This window comes from Hyphomicrobium sp. (assembly GCF_020852195.1).
Classification (GTDB): Bacteria; Pseudomonadota; Alphaproteobacteria; order Rhizobiales; family Hyphomicrobiaceae; genus Hyphomicrobium_C.
In genome coordinates this window covers 18,587-33,705 of sequence record NZ_JADZBI010000005.1, presented here as the reverse complement: position 1 = coordinate 33,705, position 15,119 = coordinate 18,587, and the positions used below count along the sequence as shown (strand labels likewise).

At 66.4% G+C, this 15,119-nt stretch carries 14 protein-coding genes and 1 tRNA gene; 5 read left to right on the top strand and 10 right to left on the bottom strand.

The genetic code is table 11. From position 1 onward, the window contains the following. Positions 1-10: 10 nt before the first annotated feature. Positions 11-100 carry a pyrroloquinoline quinone precursor peptide PqqA gene (gene pqqA / locus IT540_RS00500; protein WP_020086280.1) on the bottom strand — a complete coding sequence of 30 codons (90 nt, stop codon included), beginning with the start codon at positions 98-100 and terminating at the stop codon, positions 11-13. A 543-nt stretch (positions 101-643) separates the two neighbouring features. On the opposite strand from pqqA, the gene IT540_RS00495 reads away from it, so the two are divergent. Both IT540_RS00495 and IT540_RS00490 read left to right on the top strand, forming a co-directional pair. After that, a complete protein-coding gene (locus tag IT540_RS00495) occupies positions 644-2,437 on the top strand; it encodes a flavodoxin domain-containing protein (RefSeq protein ID WP_291171792.1) in 1,794 nt (597 codons plus the stop codon). 73 nt (positions 2,438-2,510) lie between these two features. Beyond that, positions 2,511-4,229, top strand: a complete 1,719-nt coding sequence (locus tag IT540_RS00490; protein WP_291171789.1) for an NADPH-dependent assimilatory sulfite reductase hemoprotein subunit — start codon at positions 2,511-2,513, stop codon at positions 4,227-4,229. Positions 4,230-4,399: 170 nt separating this feature from the next. On the opposite strand, the gene IT540_RS00485 is transcribed toward IT540_RS00490, so the two are convergent. From IT540_RS00485 to IT540_RS00465, 5 genes are all read right to left on the bottom strand, one after another. Next, complete coding sequence (locus IT540_RS00485; RefSeq protein ID WP_291171786.1) at positions 4,400-5,146, bottom strand: sulfite exporter TauE/SafE family protein; 747 nt, start codon at positions 5,144-5,146, stop codon at positions 4,400-4,402. A 51-nt stretch (positions 5,147-5,197) separates the two neighbouring features. Next, positions 5,198-6,757 (bottom strand): GTP-binding protein, encoded by a 1,560-nt coding sequence (locus tag IT540_RS00480; protein WP_291171783.1) that lies wholly within the window; start codon positions 6,755-6,757, stop codon positions 5,198-5,200. 2 nt (positions 6,758-6,759) lie between these two features. Continuing rightward, positions 6,760-7,665, bottom strand: coding sequence for a sulfate adenylyltransferase subunit CysD (cysD, locus tag IT540_RS00475; protein WP_291171781.1), 906 nt, complete (start codon positions 7,663-7,665; stop codon positions 6,760-6,762). Next, the gene (locus IT540_RS00470) at positions 7,662-8,471 is read right to left on the bottom strand and encodes a phosphoadenylyl-sulfate reductase (RefSeq protein ID WP_291171778.1); all 810 of its coding nucleotides are present in this window, start codon (positions 8,469-8,471) and stop codon (positions 7,662-7,664) included. Before IT540_RS00470 ends, cysD begins: the two co-directional genes overlap by 4 nt. 192 nt (positions 8,472-8,663) lie before the next feature. After that, positions 8,664-9,104, bottom strand: a complete 441-nt coding sequence (locus IT540_RS00465; RefSeq protein WP_291171775.1) for a VOC family protein — start codon at positions 9,102-9,104, stop codon at positions 8,664-8,666. Positions 9,105-9,702: 598 nt separating this feature from the next. Between IT540_RS00465 and IT540_RS00460 the strand changes: the two genes are divergently transcribed. The 3 genes from IT540_RS00460 to IT540_RS00450 all read left to right on the top strand — a co-directional run bounded on the left by IT540_RS00460 (position 9,703) and on the right by IT540_RS00450 (position 11,043). Then, complete coding sequence (locus IT540_RS00460) at positions 9,703-10,260, top strand: cold-shock protein (RefSeq protein ID WP_291171773.1); 558 nt, start codon at positions 9,703-9,705, stop codon at positions 10,258-10,260. Between the two features lie 220 nt (positions 10,261-10,480). Next, on the top strand, positions 10,481-10,849 hold the full coding sequence (locus IT540_RS00455) for a DUF192 domain-containing protein (protein WP_291171866.1): 369 nt from the start codon (positions 10,481-10,483) through the stop codon (positions 10,847-10,849). 117 nt (positions 10,850-10,966) lie between these two features. Continuing rightward, positions 10,967-11,043 (top strand) — tRNA-Pro (locus IT540_RS00450). Between the two features lie 71 nt (positions 11,044-11,114). Here IT540_RS00450 and IT540_RS00445 read toward each other — a convergent pair. Genes IT540_RS00445 through IT540_RS00430 form a run of 4 tightly spaced genes read right to left on the bottom strand, consistent with a single transcriptional unit; the run spans position 11,115 to position 15,115 of the window. Beyond that, positions 11,115-12,326 carry an NnrS family protein gene (locus IT540_RS00445; RefSeq protein WP_291171770.1) on the bottom strand — a complete coding sequence of 404 codons (1,212 nt, stop codon included), beginning with the start codon at positions 12,324-12,326 and terminating at the stop codon, positions 11,115-11,117. Positions 12,327-12,333: 7 nt separating this feature from the next. Continuing rightward, the gene (locus tag IT540_RS00440; protein ID WP_291171767.1) at positions 12,334-13,560 is read right to left on the bottom strand and encodes an NnrS family protein; all 1,227 of its coding nucleotides are present in this window, start codon (positions 13,558-13,560) and stop codon (positions 12,334-12,336) included. Continuing rightward, entirely contained in the window at positions 13,557-14,306 is a 750-nt protein-coding gene (locus IT540_RS00435) for an ATP-binding cassette domain-containing protein (protein ID WP_291171764.1), read from the bottom strand. Before IT540_RS00435 ends, IT540_RS00440 begins: the two co-directional genes overlap by 4 nt. Then, positions 14,303-15,115 (bottom strand): ABC transporter permease subunit, encoded by an 813-nt coding sequence (locus IT540_RS00430; protein ID WP_291171761.1) that lies wholly within the window; start codon positions 15,113-15,115, stop codon positions 14,303-14,305. Before IT540_RS00430 ends, IT540_RS00435 begins: the two co-directional genes overlap by 4 nt. Positions 15,116-15,119: the final 4 nt, after the last annotated feature.

Here is a 15,119-nt window from a genome sequence, read left to right as displayed (position 1 = left end):
AGCGGATCGATTAGATGATGTCGATCTCGGCCGGCAGGTACGAGGTAACCTCGAGGCCGACTTCCTGCTCACGCACTGCGGGCTTGGTCCAGGTCTTCATGGGTAGTTCCTCCTTGAGATTCGGCAAGCTGCTTTCGCCATGGAGCGCCCCGCCGAGGGTCCCCCTGAGGCAGTCTTGTATTGGACTGGCTCAGTCTGCGGATCGAGCCGAGCTTGTCAAGCGCGACCGCCATGCCAGTACATAACCACACCCTGCCCGTCGGGAGAAGTAACAGTCCGTCACGACTTCGTGTGAGATGGCGGTGGGTTGGCACGCAACGGGACGCAGCCGGACGCGGGCCGGAATGGGCTTCTTTTTCCACCCCGGAAACGCATGCGGGCCGCGGCAAGGCCCGTCCCGGGTTCTGGCGCGATTTTAGAAAGTTATCTGCAATGATCGTCTAGAACGAGAGGATAATTGAGAACAGCATTGCGATGCTATAGGCACGACCTTAAAGCAATGGAATATTATTCTACATTGGTGTATGCCGACCCTCAGGCCGCCCTTTGGCAGCGTAGGGCGCGCTTTACCAAGGACTGATAAGACGTTCGACCGGCCGGATGACGCGCCGGTGCGCCGAGAGGGTGATGGAGGAGAAGCGGGGTGACCGCGGTGCCGTTTTTGCCGAAGAATGCGCCGTTCACGGCCGAGGACATCGATGTGCTGAACCAACTCGTTCAGCGCTCGACGCCGCTGCAGCGCAGTTGGCTGTCTGGCTTCCTCGCCGGCCTCGATGCGGCCCAGGGCCAGCAGGGCGGGGCAGCAGTTGCGCCGGCCGCCCAGGCCCCGCGCCCGCGCCAGCCGCTGACTATCCTCTATGGCAGCGAGTCCGGCAACACCGAGGCCCTGGCCATGAAGGCCAAGAAGCTCGCCGCCAAGCTGAGCTTCGACGCCAAGGTCGTCGACATGGCCGACGCCGACCTGGCGGTCATCGCCAAGTCCAAGAACCTGCTCGTCTATATCTCGACGTGGGGCGAGGGAGACCCACCGCAGCGCGCCGCCGATTTCCATGCCGCCCTGATGGCCGACAGCGCTCCCCGCTTCGAGGGTGTGCGCTTTGCCGTGCTCGCTCTCGGCGACACCGCCTACGTCAACTTCTGCCAGACGGGCAAGCAGGTCGATGCGCGCCTCGAGGCGCTGGGCGGCACGCGCGTCGCCGACCGCCAGGACCTCGATCTCGATTTTCAGAAGGCGGCAGCCGCCTGGACCGACAAGGCGCTCGAGGTCTTCGCGCCGCCCGCCGAGGCCCCGGCCACCACGGTCGTGCACGTGGACTTCAAGGGCGCGCCGTCGGCCGAGGACGACGACGAGCCGCGCTTCACCGCCGAAAACCCGATCGAGGCCGAGATCACGGCCCTGATCAACCTCAACGGCACCGGCTCCACGCGTGAGACCTGGCACGTCGAGTTCGCTGTCGAGGATCCAGGCTTCATCTACAAGCCCGGCGACGCCATCGGCCTCTATCCCGAGAACGACCCCGCCCTGGCCGAGGACCTGCTCAAGGCCGTGGGCCTCGCGGAAGACGACGCGCTGAAGCAGAAGCTCGTCAAGAGCTTCGACATCACGACTCTCTCTCGCCCGCTGGTGGACGGCTACGCCAAGCTCACCGGCCGCAGCGAGGTCGCCAAGCTTCTCGAGGGTGACGGGCTGGCCCGCTTCGCCGCCGACCGCCAGTTGATCGACCTCTTCGAGACCTATCCGGAGAAGCTCGCCGCCGACCAGTTCGTCAAGCTGCTGCGTCCTCTGCCCGGTCGCCTCTACTCCGTCGCCTCGAGCCCCAAGGCGCACCCTGGCGAAGCCCATCTGCTCGTCGGCACGGTGCGCTGGACCTCGCACGGGCGCGCGCGCCACGGCGTCACCTCGACCTACCTTTCCGACCGCCGCAAGGTGGGCGACACTGCCCGCATCTACGTCAAGCCCAACCGCCACTTCGGCCTGCCCGCCGACGGCGACCGGCCGATCATCATGATCGGCGCCGGCACCGGCGTTGCGCCCTACCGCGGCTTCATCGAGGAGCGCGCCGAGACGGGTGCCCAGGGCAAGAGCTGGCTGTTCTTCGGCGAGCGCAACTTCTCGAACGACTTCCTCTATCAACTCGAATGGCAGGATCACCTCGCCGCGGGCGCGCTCTCGCGCATCGACGTCGCCTTCTCGCGCGACCAGCCGGAGAAGATCTACGTCCAGCACCGCCTTTGGGAGCGTCGCGAGGAGTTGTCGCGGTGGCTCGACGAGGGCGCGCACGTCTACGTGTGCGGCGACGAGAAGGGCATGGCCAAGGACGTCGATGCGACGCTCGTGAAGATCCTTGCCGAAGCCGCGAAAGGCGACGAGGAGGCGGGCCGCGCGAAGCTCAAGGAGCTCACCAAAGCCGGCCGCTATCAACGCGATGTTTATTAGGCGGCAGGCAGCCGGCAGCTAGGCCGGCGACCTCTTGAGCCACCTGTTGCCTGCTGCTGTCCCGGAACAACCAATGACCGACAACCGCTCCAAGAACGAGTTCCTCAAGGAAGAAAGCCGCTATCTCCGCGGCACCATCGCCGACGGCCTTTCGCACGTCGAGACGGGCGCCATCTCCGAGGACGATACGCAGCTCATCAAGTTCCACGGCTCCTACATGCAGGATAACCGTGACGTGCGCGGTGAGCGGGCGAAGAAGAAGCTGGAAAAAGCCTACAGCTTCATGATCCGCCTGCGCCTGCCCGGTGGCCTCGTGACGCCGGACCAGTGGCTGAAGCTCGACGACATCGCCGGCACCTACGCCAACGGCACGCTGCGCCTCACCACGCGCGCCACGTTCCAGTACCACGGCGTCATCAAGTCGAACCTGCGCCGCACCATGCAAGCCATCAACGATGCCTGCCTCGACACCATTGCCGCCTGCGGAGACGTCAACCGCAACGTCATGGTCGCCGCCAACCCGTTCTTCTCGCCCGCCCACGCAGCGGCCGGAGAGTTCGCGCGCAAGGTCAGCGATCACCTGCTGCCGAGGACGAGCGCCTACCACGAGATCTGGCTCGAGGGGGAGAAGGTTGCGGACATGTCGCGCCCGGCCGTTCCCGACACGGAGCCGCTGTACGGCGTCCATTACCTGCCGCGCAAGTTCAAGATCGTCATCGCCGTGCCGCCGGTCAACGACGGTGACGTGTTCGCGCACGACCTCGGCTTCATCGCCATCACCGACGCCAAGGGCGGGCTTGTAGGCTGGAACGTCTCCATCGGCGGCGGCATGGGCATGACCCATGGCGACACCAAGACCTTCCCGCGCACCGGCGACGTGATCGGGTTCTGCACGCCAGAGCAGGCCGTCGACGTGGCCGAGAAGGTGATGCTGGTGCAGCGCGACTGGGGCAATCGCGAGAACCGCGCCAATGCCCGCCTCAAGTACACGGTCGAGCGTTTCGGCGCCGACAAGTACCGCGCTGAGGTGGAAAGCCGTCTCGGCTACAAGCTCGAGGAGGCGAGGCCCTTCAAGTTCACGAGCATGGGCGACCCCATCGGCTGGCATCAGGGTCCGGACAAGAAGTGGCACCTCGGCCTCTTCATCGAGGCGGGGCGCATCAAGGACGTACCGGGCTTCCACCTGCGCACGGCCCTGCGCGAGATCGCCAAGGCCGGCGGCATCACGTTTGCCATCACCGGCAATCAGAACGCCATCATCTGCAATGTCGGCGCCCGCCAGAAGTCGAAGATCGAAGCGATCTTGAAGACGCACGGCGTCAACATCGCCACGTCGTCGGGGCTGCGCCGCAACTCGATCGCCTGCGTGGCGCTGCCCACGTGCGCATTGGCGCTGGCCGAGAGCGAGCGCTTCCTACCCGAGCTGATCACCACGCTCGAGGACTCGCTCGACAAGGCAGGTTTGAGGAACGACGACATCGTGATCCGCATGACGGGATGCCCGAACGGCTGCGGCCGTCCTTACATGGCCGAGATCGGTTTCGTCGGCCGTGCGCCCGGGCTCTACAACCTCTACCTCGGCGCCGCGCACGAAGGCACCCGGCTGAACAAGCTCTACGCCCAGGATGTCGGCAAGGCGCGCATCGTCGAGCTTCTGGAGCCTCTGCTCCTGCGTTATGCCAAGGAACGGACGGAGGGCGAGCGCTTCGGCGACTTCGTGATCCGCGCCGGCATCGTGAAGCCGACCCTCGGCGGCAACACCTTCCACGACGACATCACGCTCGCGAGCTGATGCCGCGCGCCATCTTATGCGTGTCTGAAACCCGGCCTGCGCCGGGATGACGCGTGGTTGCGGCAATGGTCATCAACCAAATGACGTCATGCCGGCGAAGGCCGGCATCCAGATATATCTGTAAAGGTGCCGCAAGGCACCTGCGCACGACGCGCACATAGCGAAGGGGCCTATCCCCACACCGCGTTGAGGATGGTCCTGAGGCTGAGCAGGATCACCACGCCGCCGACCATGATCATCAGCACCTGATCGGGCAGGTGCTTGGTCGCCAGGGCCGCGAAGGGCGCCGCGATCACGCCGCCCGCCACCAGGCCGGCGATGATCGTCCAGTGGCTGAGCCCGATGGTGAGCACGAACGTCGCCGAGATGGTGAGCGTGACGAAGAACTCGGCGAGGTTCACCGAACCGATCGTGTAGCGCGGCACGCCTCCTTGGCCGAGCAGCGTCGAGGTGACGATCGGGCCCCAGCCGCCGCCGCCGATCGCATCCATGAAGCCGCCGAATAGACCGAGCGGCGCCACGTGCTCCGGCGGCTCGTCGACGAACGTCCGCCGCTTGGGCACGGCCTTCCAGACGATGAACAGGCCCAGCAGCAGCAGGTAGGCGCTGACGAACGGCCGCAGCGCGTCCCCCGGCAGTCCCGACAGCAGCCAGGCGCCGAGCGCGCCGCCGATCATGCCCGGCACGGCGATGCGCCAGACGAGCTTGCGGTCGACGTTTCCGACCTTCCAGTGGGCCAAGCCCGAAGCCCCGGTGGTGAACGTCTCGGCCGCGTGCACGCACGCGCTCGCCGTGGCAGGCGGCACGCCGAAGCTCAGAAGGACCGTGGTGGAGGTGACGCCGTAGGCCATGCCGATAGCGCCGTCGATCATCTGGGCCGTGAAGCCGATGACGACGTAAAGAAGAATGTCATCCATGATGATAGGCAGCGTCTCCGTTATATGCTGCCAACCGATAGCAGAGATGACTCAGATCGAATAGTCGGGAGCGCTCTCGATCTCGACGTTGATGCCGGCCGCCCGGAGAATGAGCGCCACCTCGTTGGCGCGCCGGCGGAATTCGGCTTCCGATTGCGGCTTGTCGCGGATGTCAGAGTTGAGGCCCCGCTCCAGCATCGCCCGGGTGAGGACGAAGGTGTTCTCGTCGGCGGCTGCGGCTTCCGACTTCGCCGTCGTCACCACGCCGCCTGCGATGGAGGCGCCCGTGATCGCATCCACCAGCATGAAGCTGCCCGTCTCCGGCGCCTCGCCGAAGGTGTCGATGGCAGCCGGCCGCCCGAGCGCGATATCGCCGATCGCGATGTCGTTGGCTGAGCAGGCGTCGGAGGGATGCGTCTCCAGCGTATCGAGATCGAGCAGCGCCCGGATCTTGAGGTTCGAGACGGGCGTGAGGTCGGTTGCCGTGCGCAAGAGATAGGAACCGCGGGGATCGTAGGGCGTCTCGCTGAGCCAGACCATGCGCGTCTCGAGCACGCGTGCCACCACGGGCCGCACGTCGGCCTTCGAGAGCACCGCGCCGCGCGCGACGTCGATGTCGGCGTCGAGCTGGATTGCCACCGCCTGACCCTGCGACGCCTGCTCAAGATCGCCGTTCATGGTGGCGATGCGGAGCACCTTGGCGCTGCGCTTCGAGAGCGCGTCGACCACGGTCTCGCCGACACGCACGCTGCCGCCGCTGACGGTCCCGGCGAGGCCGCGGAAATCGTTGCGGGAGGAGCGCAGCACGGTCTGCACGGGAAAGCGGAACGGGCCGGTCGGCTCGGTGACGCGGCTCGGCAGGCTCTCGAGGTGCTCGAGCAGCGTCGGGCCCGGATACCAGGGCATGTTCTCGGAAGCCCGCGCGACGTTGTCGCCGGAGACCGCCGCCGTCGGAATGGCCTTCGCCTCCCAGAAGCCGAAGCGCCAGGAGAAGGTCTCGAAGTCCGCCTCGATCTTGCGGAATGTCGATTCCGACCAGTCCACGAGATCCATCTTGTTGACGATGAGGATCACGCGCTTCACGCCGACGAGGTCGAGGATCGCCGCATGGCGCCGCGTCTGCGTCTTGATGCCGTGGCGGGCATCGACGAGCAGGATGGCAACGTCGGCGTGCGAGGCGCCCGAGGCCATGTTGCGCGTATACTGCTCGTGCCCGGGGCTGTCGATGACGACGAAGCGGCGTGTCGCGGTATCGAAATAGCGCCAGGCGATGTCGATGGTGATGCCCTGCTCGCGCTCGGCCACGAGGCCGTCCATCAAGAGGCTGAAGTCGGGGTTGCCGCCGTCGACCGTCTTGCCGCGCTGAAGCGTCTCGCGCTGGTCGTCGTAGAGGTCGGTCGCGTCCCAGAGCAGGCGGCCGATCAGCGTCGACTTGCCGTCGTCCACCGAGCCGCAGGTCAAGACACGCAGCATGCCCGAGAGCTCGGGCGCGATCTTCGAAAGGTCCGCTGCTTGAGACGCCTCGGCGGGCGTCTGATCGGAGACGACCTTGAGCGGCGCCTTCGATGCCTTGGCTTTGGACTTCTGCAGGGTATTGGGCTGCGCGGACATCTCTAGAAATACCCCTCCTGCTTCTTCTTCTCCATGGCGCCCGCCTGATCGTGATCGATGAGGCGGCCTTGCCGTTCGGAGGTGCGCGCGCCGAGCGTCTCGGCGACCACGCTTTCGATGTCGGCGGCATCCGATTCCACCGCCGCGGTGAGCGGATAGCAGCCGAGCGTGCGGAAGCGCACGCGCCGGTTGACGACCTCCTCGCCTGGCTTGAGCGTCAGGCGGTCGTCGTCGCGCATGAGGATCTGGCCGTTGCGCAGCACTGTCGGGCGCTCGGCGGCGAAGTAGAGCGGCACCACGTCGAGCTTCTCGCGCAGGATGTAGCGCCACACGTCGCGCTCGGTCCAGTTGGAGAGCGGGAACACGCGTACCGTCTCGCCGGCGCCGAGCCGTCCGTTAAGCAGCCGCCACATCTCCGGGCGCTGCCGGCGCGGATCCCAGCGGTGGCCCTCGGCGCGGAACGAGAACACGCGCTCCTTGGCGCGGCTCGCCTCCTCGTCGCGGCGCGCGCCGCCGAACGCGGCGTCGAAGGCATACTTGTCGAGCGCCTGCTTGAGCGGCACCGTCTTCATAACGTCGGTGTAGACGGAGGGCGCGTAGTCGATGGGGTTGATGCCCTTGGCCGCGCCGTCCTCGTTGGTGTGCACGATGAGGTCGAGGCCGAAGTCGCGCGCCGTCTTGTCACGGAAGGTGATCATGTCGCGGAACTTCCAGCCCGTATCGATGTGCAGCACCGGGAACGGTAGCTTGGCCGGCCAGAACGCCTTGCGCGCGAGGTGGAGCAGCACCGTCGAGTCCTTGCCGATCGAGTAGAGCAGCACCGGCTTCCGGAACTGCGCCGCCGCCTCGCGGAAGATGTGGATGCTCTCGGCCTCCAGTAGGTCGAGATGCGAGATGGGCTGCGTCATGCGTGGGCCTCTTTCGGCTTCGGGCGGTTGTGCAGCCCGCATTCCTTTCCGTCCAGGTTCTCCCACCACCAGCGGCCGGCACGGATGTCCTCGCCGGGCGCGATGGCCCGCGTGCACGGCTGGCAGCCGATCGATGGGAAGCCCTGCGCATGCAGCGGATTAACGGGCACCTTGTTGTCGGCGATGTAGGCGTCGAGCTGCTCGAGGCTCCAGTCGGCGATAGGGTTCAGCTTGACGAGCTGATGCTCCGCGTCCCAGACGGCGAACGGCACGTGTGCGCGCTCGGCCGACTGCTCGCGCCTGAGGCCCGTGAGCCAGCCTGCCGCGCCGGCGAGCGCCTTGTTCAGGGGGCGTACCTTGCGCACGTCGCAGCACGCCTTGCGCGCCTCGACCGACTGGCGGAAGCCCATGATGCCGTCGCGGGCGACGAGCAGCTCCACGTCCTTCGCGTCCGGGAACACGACGCGGATCTTGAGCGGCGAATAGCGCAGCTCGCTGGCTTCCAGCGTCTCGAGCGTCTCCGGGAAATGCCGCCCTGTATCGAGTGTGAACACGTCGAAGCGCCGCCCCGTCGCGGCGATGGCATGCAGCACCGCCTGATCCTCAAGGCCCAGGCTGGTGGAAAAGGCGATACGCCCGGGGATGGCGTCGGAAACCGCCACGAGGCGTGCCTCGAGCGTGTCGAGACGAGGCAGCGTCTCATCGAGGCGTTGGGCCAGCGCCGCGCCGTCGACCTTCACGGCCGAACGGGTCTCACTCGCCCCGGCCGTGCGCCCGGCGCGCGCCCGTACGTTTGCCTTGGTCATGGAAGTCCTCCGATGGCCGGAACCTAATGAAATGACGTTCTTAAATAAAGGGGCCAACGGAAATAAGAATAGGATGTCATTCCGCCACCGGCGGAGCACAGAAAAATTGTTGCGCCGAGGGCCGTCGAGGAACGATTTCTTGCAGGGCAGCATGTCCAGCCGCCGGCCATGCTTATTTGACGCCGGAAACCGCTACCAGCTCCCCGTATTTGGCATCGAAGCCCAAGGCTCCGCCTTCGGCAACGCCGCCCCTTTCTGCAGGAGCTCGATGGACACCAGATCCGGCGAGCGGACGAAGGCCATGCGTCCGTCCCGCGGCGGCCGGCAGATCGTGACACCGCCGGCGGCGAGCTTGGCGCAGGTCGCATAGATGTCGTCGACCTCGAAGGCGAGATGTCCGAAGTTGCGGGCTGATCCATAGTCTTCGTCGTCCCAATTGTAGGTCAGCTCGATGAGCGGCGCCCATTCGGCAGCCGCGCGTGCCTGGTCAAAGGGGGCGGCCAGGAAGACGAGGGTGAAGCGGCCGGCGCGGTTCTCCACGCGCCGTATTTCAACCAGACCGAGCAGCCCCGTGTAGAACGCCAGGCTCGCGTCGAGGTCGCGGACGCGGACCATCGTATGGAGGAAGCGCATGTCACCGTCCTATTGTTGCGCAATGGACACGAAAAACATCCCGTGAACGTTGGCAGCGAAGCCCTGCAAGTCGGCGGGATCGCTTGAATTTCAAGACCGGCGCATCCGCCGCCGGGTTATCCCCAGGCCGGCAAGCGCGCCGTGAGCCGCCATCAATCCGCCGCCGCCCGGATGCCGAATGACCCTGCGAGCGGGCATCCGCCGGGCGAATCACCTGAGTGCCCGAGGCGGGTCAAAAGCGGTCTCGTGAGGTCTCGACAGGAAGGTTATTCGTCCGCGCGGCGATCATCCAAGAAATTTAGCCGGAGCATTGGAATACTAAAAAATGGTAAACGAACTCAGTCATTTAGAGACCATCTCTCATGTGGACATGCCTTGCGCTCACGGGCTCCAGATGTCTCGCAGTGGTCCGGGGGGCTGGCCTCGGTCACCGCAGATGATATTCTTTCCGACGTCACCGAGACGCGAGCCAGTCGATGTAGAGGGCAGAGACTGAATTGCCGTCGAAGTGACGCATAAGTTCAACGTAGGCCAAGTAAGGCGGGGTAAAATTATGGGGGATTCCAAGCTACCTCCGGAGTTTCCGGGCGGCGGAGTATTGGCTGAGGGCGACCTTGAGCGCCTGGAAGAAGGTGGTCTTGAAGTATTCGAGATCGCCGGAACCATTAAATGGTTCGACGTCGCCAAGGGATATGGCTTTATCGTTCCCGACAATGGCCTGACCGACGTGCTTTTACACGTCACGTGCCTCCGGGCTGGCGGCTACCAGACCGCATACGAGGGTGCGCGCATCCATTGCCAGGTCCTCCGGCGCCCCAAGGGCATGCAGGCTTTCCGCATCCTCTCCATGGATGAATCGACCGCGATCCATCCATCGCTGCTGCCGCAGCGGACCCATGTCCACGTGCAGCCCGAGAGCGATTGGGAACGTGTGGTTGTGAAGTGGTTCAACCGTGTCCGCGGCTTCGGCTTCCTGACCAAGGGCGAGGGCACGCCGGACATCTTCGTGCACATGGAGACGCTGCGCCGTTTCGGTTTCACCGAGCTGCGTCCCGGCCAGACGGTCCAGGTGCGCTGGGGCATGGGCTCGAAGGGCTGCATGGCAGCCGAGCTGAAGCCCGACGGGTCGACCACGGGCATCACGTCGCCCCATTGACCTGCCCCCATTGATCGGCGCCGAAGTCCGTGGTGATGTCGCGCGACCGGGTCATAAGGGTGGACCGATGAGGGACTTGCGCTATTCAAGGAGGGCTGCCGTCGGGGCGGCCCTTCTGCATTTTGCGGCCGTATCCGCTGGTGGTCCGGTGCCGACCGAAGCCTTTGCGGAGGCGGTTGCGGCCACGAGCACGGCCGCGGAGGAGGAACGCTTGGAGCTTGTGACAGCAAGCGGCATCCATGCCCTCGACGTGGAGATCGCCGCAACGCCGGAGAAGCAGGCCCTCGGCCTCATGTACCGCACGCGTCTCCCCGACACGAAGGGCATGCTGTTCCCGTACGGGCAGCCGCGCGAGATCACCATGTGGATGCGGAACACCTATATCCCGCTCGACATGGTGTTCATCCGCGCCGACGGCACGGTGCACCGCATCGAGGCGCGCACGGAGCCGCTGTCGGAGCGGATCATAGCCTCCGAAGGCGACGTCTCCGCGGTGCTCGAGATCGCGGGCGGCGCCGCCGAGCGCCTGGGCCTCAAGCCCGGCGACAAGATCCGTCATCCCTTTTTCGGGTCCACGCCGTCGCAGTGACGGCCTTCGGGACCTCCGCCCCTATGCGGGGCGCTTGACCCGAGGGATGCGAAGCGGCACATGTTTGCGCCACACCGACGGGCCAGCTTGGGATGAAGCGGCGCGTCGCCGACGTTTCGGGGCATAGCTCAGCCTGGTAGAGCGCCTGCTTTGGGAGCAGGAAGTCGCGAGTTCGAATCCCGCTGCCCCGACCAATTTTCATCAGCCGCTTGTGAGGCTCGCCCTGTCTGCAGGAGTGGTTGGCAGAGGCAGTTCGCCTGCTGGCCTATCCCTGCACGCGCGGCGAGACGAGCATGCGTCCATAGAGGGCAACGAACCCGCCAAACGCGCCGATCCAGGCAAGGCCGGACACCGGCAGCAGCAGCGACGTGGTTTGCGGGTGGAGCCCGGCTGCGATGCGGGCCGCGGCCGCGATCAGGATCAGCACATAGAGCACGACCGTACCGGCAGGGGCCGTGAGCGGCCGCCCCGTGTGCCCGCGAGACACGCGGCTCATGACGGCGATCATCATCGTGCCGATGGCGCCGGCCGTCCAGGCGTGAACGCCGGCGGTTGCGTAATCATAGTCGTCCCAAAGCACGCCGAGGCCGCCGAGCAGGAAACCGAGCCCGACGAACACGTAGGCGACATGCAGGATCGCGAGCAGCGGCTCGGCCCCCGTGCGGTGCGGCTGCCACCGAGCCTGCCGCAGAAAATTCGCGGCCGCGGCACCGAGCATCATGCTGGCAATCAGCGGACGCCCGCCGGGCACCGTATGAAGAAATGAAAAGCCCGCCCAGGCGAGCAATGCCGCCCCGCTGAGGAGAACGGTTGCGAGATCGATGCGATCGAACGCGGGCGGGAGAGGCGCGCCCGCACGGTTCGCTTTCAGCCAGTTGGCCGTGAACGTCGGTACGATGCGCCCGGAGATGATGATGAGAAGCAGCAGCGCCAGCGCGACCGCGGCGAGCTGCGCGTGCCTCGGCCTCCCGAACTGCCAGATCTCGTAGTGGAACAGCAGGTCCGCAGCGGCGAGGCCGGTCAGCACCAGCACGATCTTGAGATTGCGCCCGTTGCCGGCCAGAACGATCTCGCGCCCCACGACGGCGGCGAGCACGATCGGGAACGCTACCGACAGTGCGGCGATCAAGACCGGATCGAGGTACGTCGAGACCGCGATCGCGATCCGCCCCGCGAGCCAGAGCAGCACGAGGCCGGCGAGCGGCCATCCCGCGATGGGCCGCCGTCCGGTCCAGTTGGGCACGGCGGTCAGCAGGAATCCGGCCATGACGGCGGGCATGAAGCCGAACAGCAACTCGTGCGCGTGCCAGGCCACGGGCGGAAATGCGCTCGGCACCGCGATGAGACCGAGGAACCAGGGCACCCAGAGCGCGATCATGACAACGGCAAAGAGCGCGCCCAGGAGAAAGAACGGGCGGAAGCCGAGACTGAGCACGGCCGGAGGTGAGCGATGGGGCGTGCCGGTCGATGTGCTCATGGGCTCCTCAACAACCGTCGTGCTGGAATGTGGCCGGGTCGCGCATGAACGGCCAGTAGACCCTGAGCCAGAGCAGGAAGGCGCCGGCCCAAAGCAACGCCACGAGCGCATAAGGCGGTGCCGGCAGCGCGTCGGTCGGCCAGATCTCCGGGCCGACGCGCAGCAGGACGGCCGCGACCAGCAGCATGAGCGCCATGCGCGTGCGGCGAACGAAGACGAGCGCCTGGCCGGTATGCCGCAAGCCGGCAATGGAGAAGACCGCAAGCACGCCAAGGCCGAGCCCGCCCATCAAAGCCAGATGCAGCCCCGGAAGCTCCGAGATCGGCAGCCCCAGGCGCGATGCGCCGATCAGCATGAGGCCGAGGCCCGCAAACGCGCTCGAACCGGCGAGAACCAGAATCTCGGACCGCGCGATCTCCTTGCCGATGAAGGCTTCCGCGATCCGGTCCATGAAGGCCGCGCCGGCAGCGATGAGCAAATAGCCGGTCGTGGGTTGCGACAACCCGGCGACCTCCGCCAGCACGAGCACGGCGACAAGGCCCGGAGCAAGGTTCATGCGGCCCGGATGGGGCCGGAACGGCGACGTCTGCTCGCTAGGATCGAGCACGAGGTTGGTCACCGGCACCGTAATGCGCGCGAGCGCGATGCCCAGAATGCCGAGAAATACGAAGCCCGACAAGTGCGCGGCCCGCGTTGCCAGCTCCATGGCGTTCTCGATATCGAGAAAGGCATGGCGCGTGACGGCTTCCGAGATCGTGAGGCACGTGATCCAGAACAGGAAGCCGGCGAGCCGCGTCGTGCGCTTCTCGAGCGAGACCTTCGCCAGATAGAGCACGAGCGCGCTGAGCCACAGGAGGTCGCAGACCGCGCCCACGACGCCGAGCGCCTCGATGCCGAAGAGTCCGATCACACGCGCACTGCCCCACAGGCCAGCCAGGATCAGCAAGGCGCGCCCCCGGAGCCGCTCGGTATCGGTCCACTCCGGAATGGCGGTGGTGATGAATCCGATGAGCGCCGCGCCGAAGGTGCCGATGATCATCTCGTGCACGTGCCAGAGGCCGGGCGGGATCGCGCGCGCGAGCGGCAGCGAGAAGCCGAATGCCACCACCCACAGCAGCGGCCACGCGGCGGCGTGCAGGGCCGCCAACGGAAAGAAGAGGCGAAAACCCTCGTCGGCCAGCACGTCGCGGGTTTCGGCCAAGGTGTCGAATTTTCGCGCCCAGGTCATGCTCATGAGGCGAGCCGCTCATCGCGGTCGTAGATGTGGGCGAACAGGGGATCCTCTTTGAGATAGGCCTGCACGGTGGCGAAAACGGCGGCATCGTCGCGCGCGCCTGCGGGCAAGGCGATGAAGCGCTCGCCGGCGATGCCGCGCACCCGCTCGTCGATCACCAGGATGCGGTCGGACACGCGCACCGCCTCCGCCAGATCGTGGGTCACGAACAGCCCCGCAAAACGGGCCTGGCGCGCGGCGGCGATCACGAGATCCTGCATCTGCCGTTTCAGCGCCACGTCGAGGGCCGTGAACGGCTCGTCGAAGAAAACGAAGTCCGGCTCGACGACGAGGGCGCGCGCGATCGCCGTCCGTTGCCGCATGCCGCCCGACAGCTCGACCGGATATTTGCCGAGATCGCTCCGATCGAGCGAGACCACGTCGGCCGCGTGCCTGGCCCTGGCGCGGCGTTGGTGGCGCCCGAGGCCCGCGAGGCGTAGCGGATAGGCGATGTTGTCCTCGGCCGTGGCCCACGGCATCAGGCGCGGCTCCTGGAAGATCATGCCGTGACGGGCATAGGCGCTCGCGACGCGGCCACGCTGAGCCTCGATGAGACGCGCCGCGATATGGATAAGCGTGCTCTTCCCGCAGCCGGACGGTCCCACGAGCGCGACGATCTCGCCCTCCCGCACATCGAGCGTCACCCGATCGAGCACCGTGCGTCCGAAGTAGGCGTGCGAGATGTTATGCAGCGAAAGGACGCTCATCGCCTGACCCCCCACGGCCGCGCGGCCTCGCGCCAGCGCTCGAGCTCGGCGCGCACGGGCTGCACGACGCCATATTCGACGACGAAGATCACGGCGACGATAATGACGACCCAGGCGATGGATTGCGCCACGTCGAGGTTGGAGCGCGACATGGCGAGCGCAACGCCGATGCCGTCGATGTTGGCGAGCAGCTCCGCCATGACCGCGACCTTGAACGTGGAGCCGAGCGCCACCGCGAGCGCCGGAAAATACTGCCCCGTGACGTGGCGGATCACGATCGTCCGGAGCCGCTGGAACGGACCCGCGCCGAAAGCCTTGGCCATGTCCTCGAGCGCGCGGTCTCGCATCGCGACGGCCTCGGCCACGTTGGCGAAGACGAGCGGGAACGCGGCTACGACCGTCGTCGTCAGCACCGTGCCCGCGCTCGATCCGAACCAGATCATGGCCAGCACGATCCACGCGATCGGCGGCACGCCCATGACGATCGTCAGCAGCGGGCGGGCGAGCCGCATGGCCGCCGCCGAATAGCCGACCGCGATCCCGAGCACTGCGCCGAGCACGGCCGTCAGAAGAAAGCCCTGGATGGCGCGTGCCGAGGTGGCTTGCGCGAGGCGCCACGTCTCGTCGGCGCGCAAGAGCTCCGCGGTCGCCTGGAGCGTTGTGAGCGGCGACGGCAGGATGAAATCGCCGTACGCCTCGTGCCCCTGCTGCCAGATGGCGGCGAAAAGCGCGAGCCCGGCCACGCCGACCCAGCCCGACCAGAGAAACCGGCCAAGACGCCCGACCCGGTCGAGCAGGAAGCGTGTCATCCTA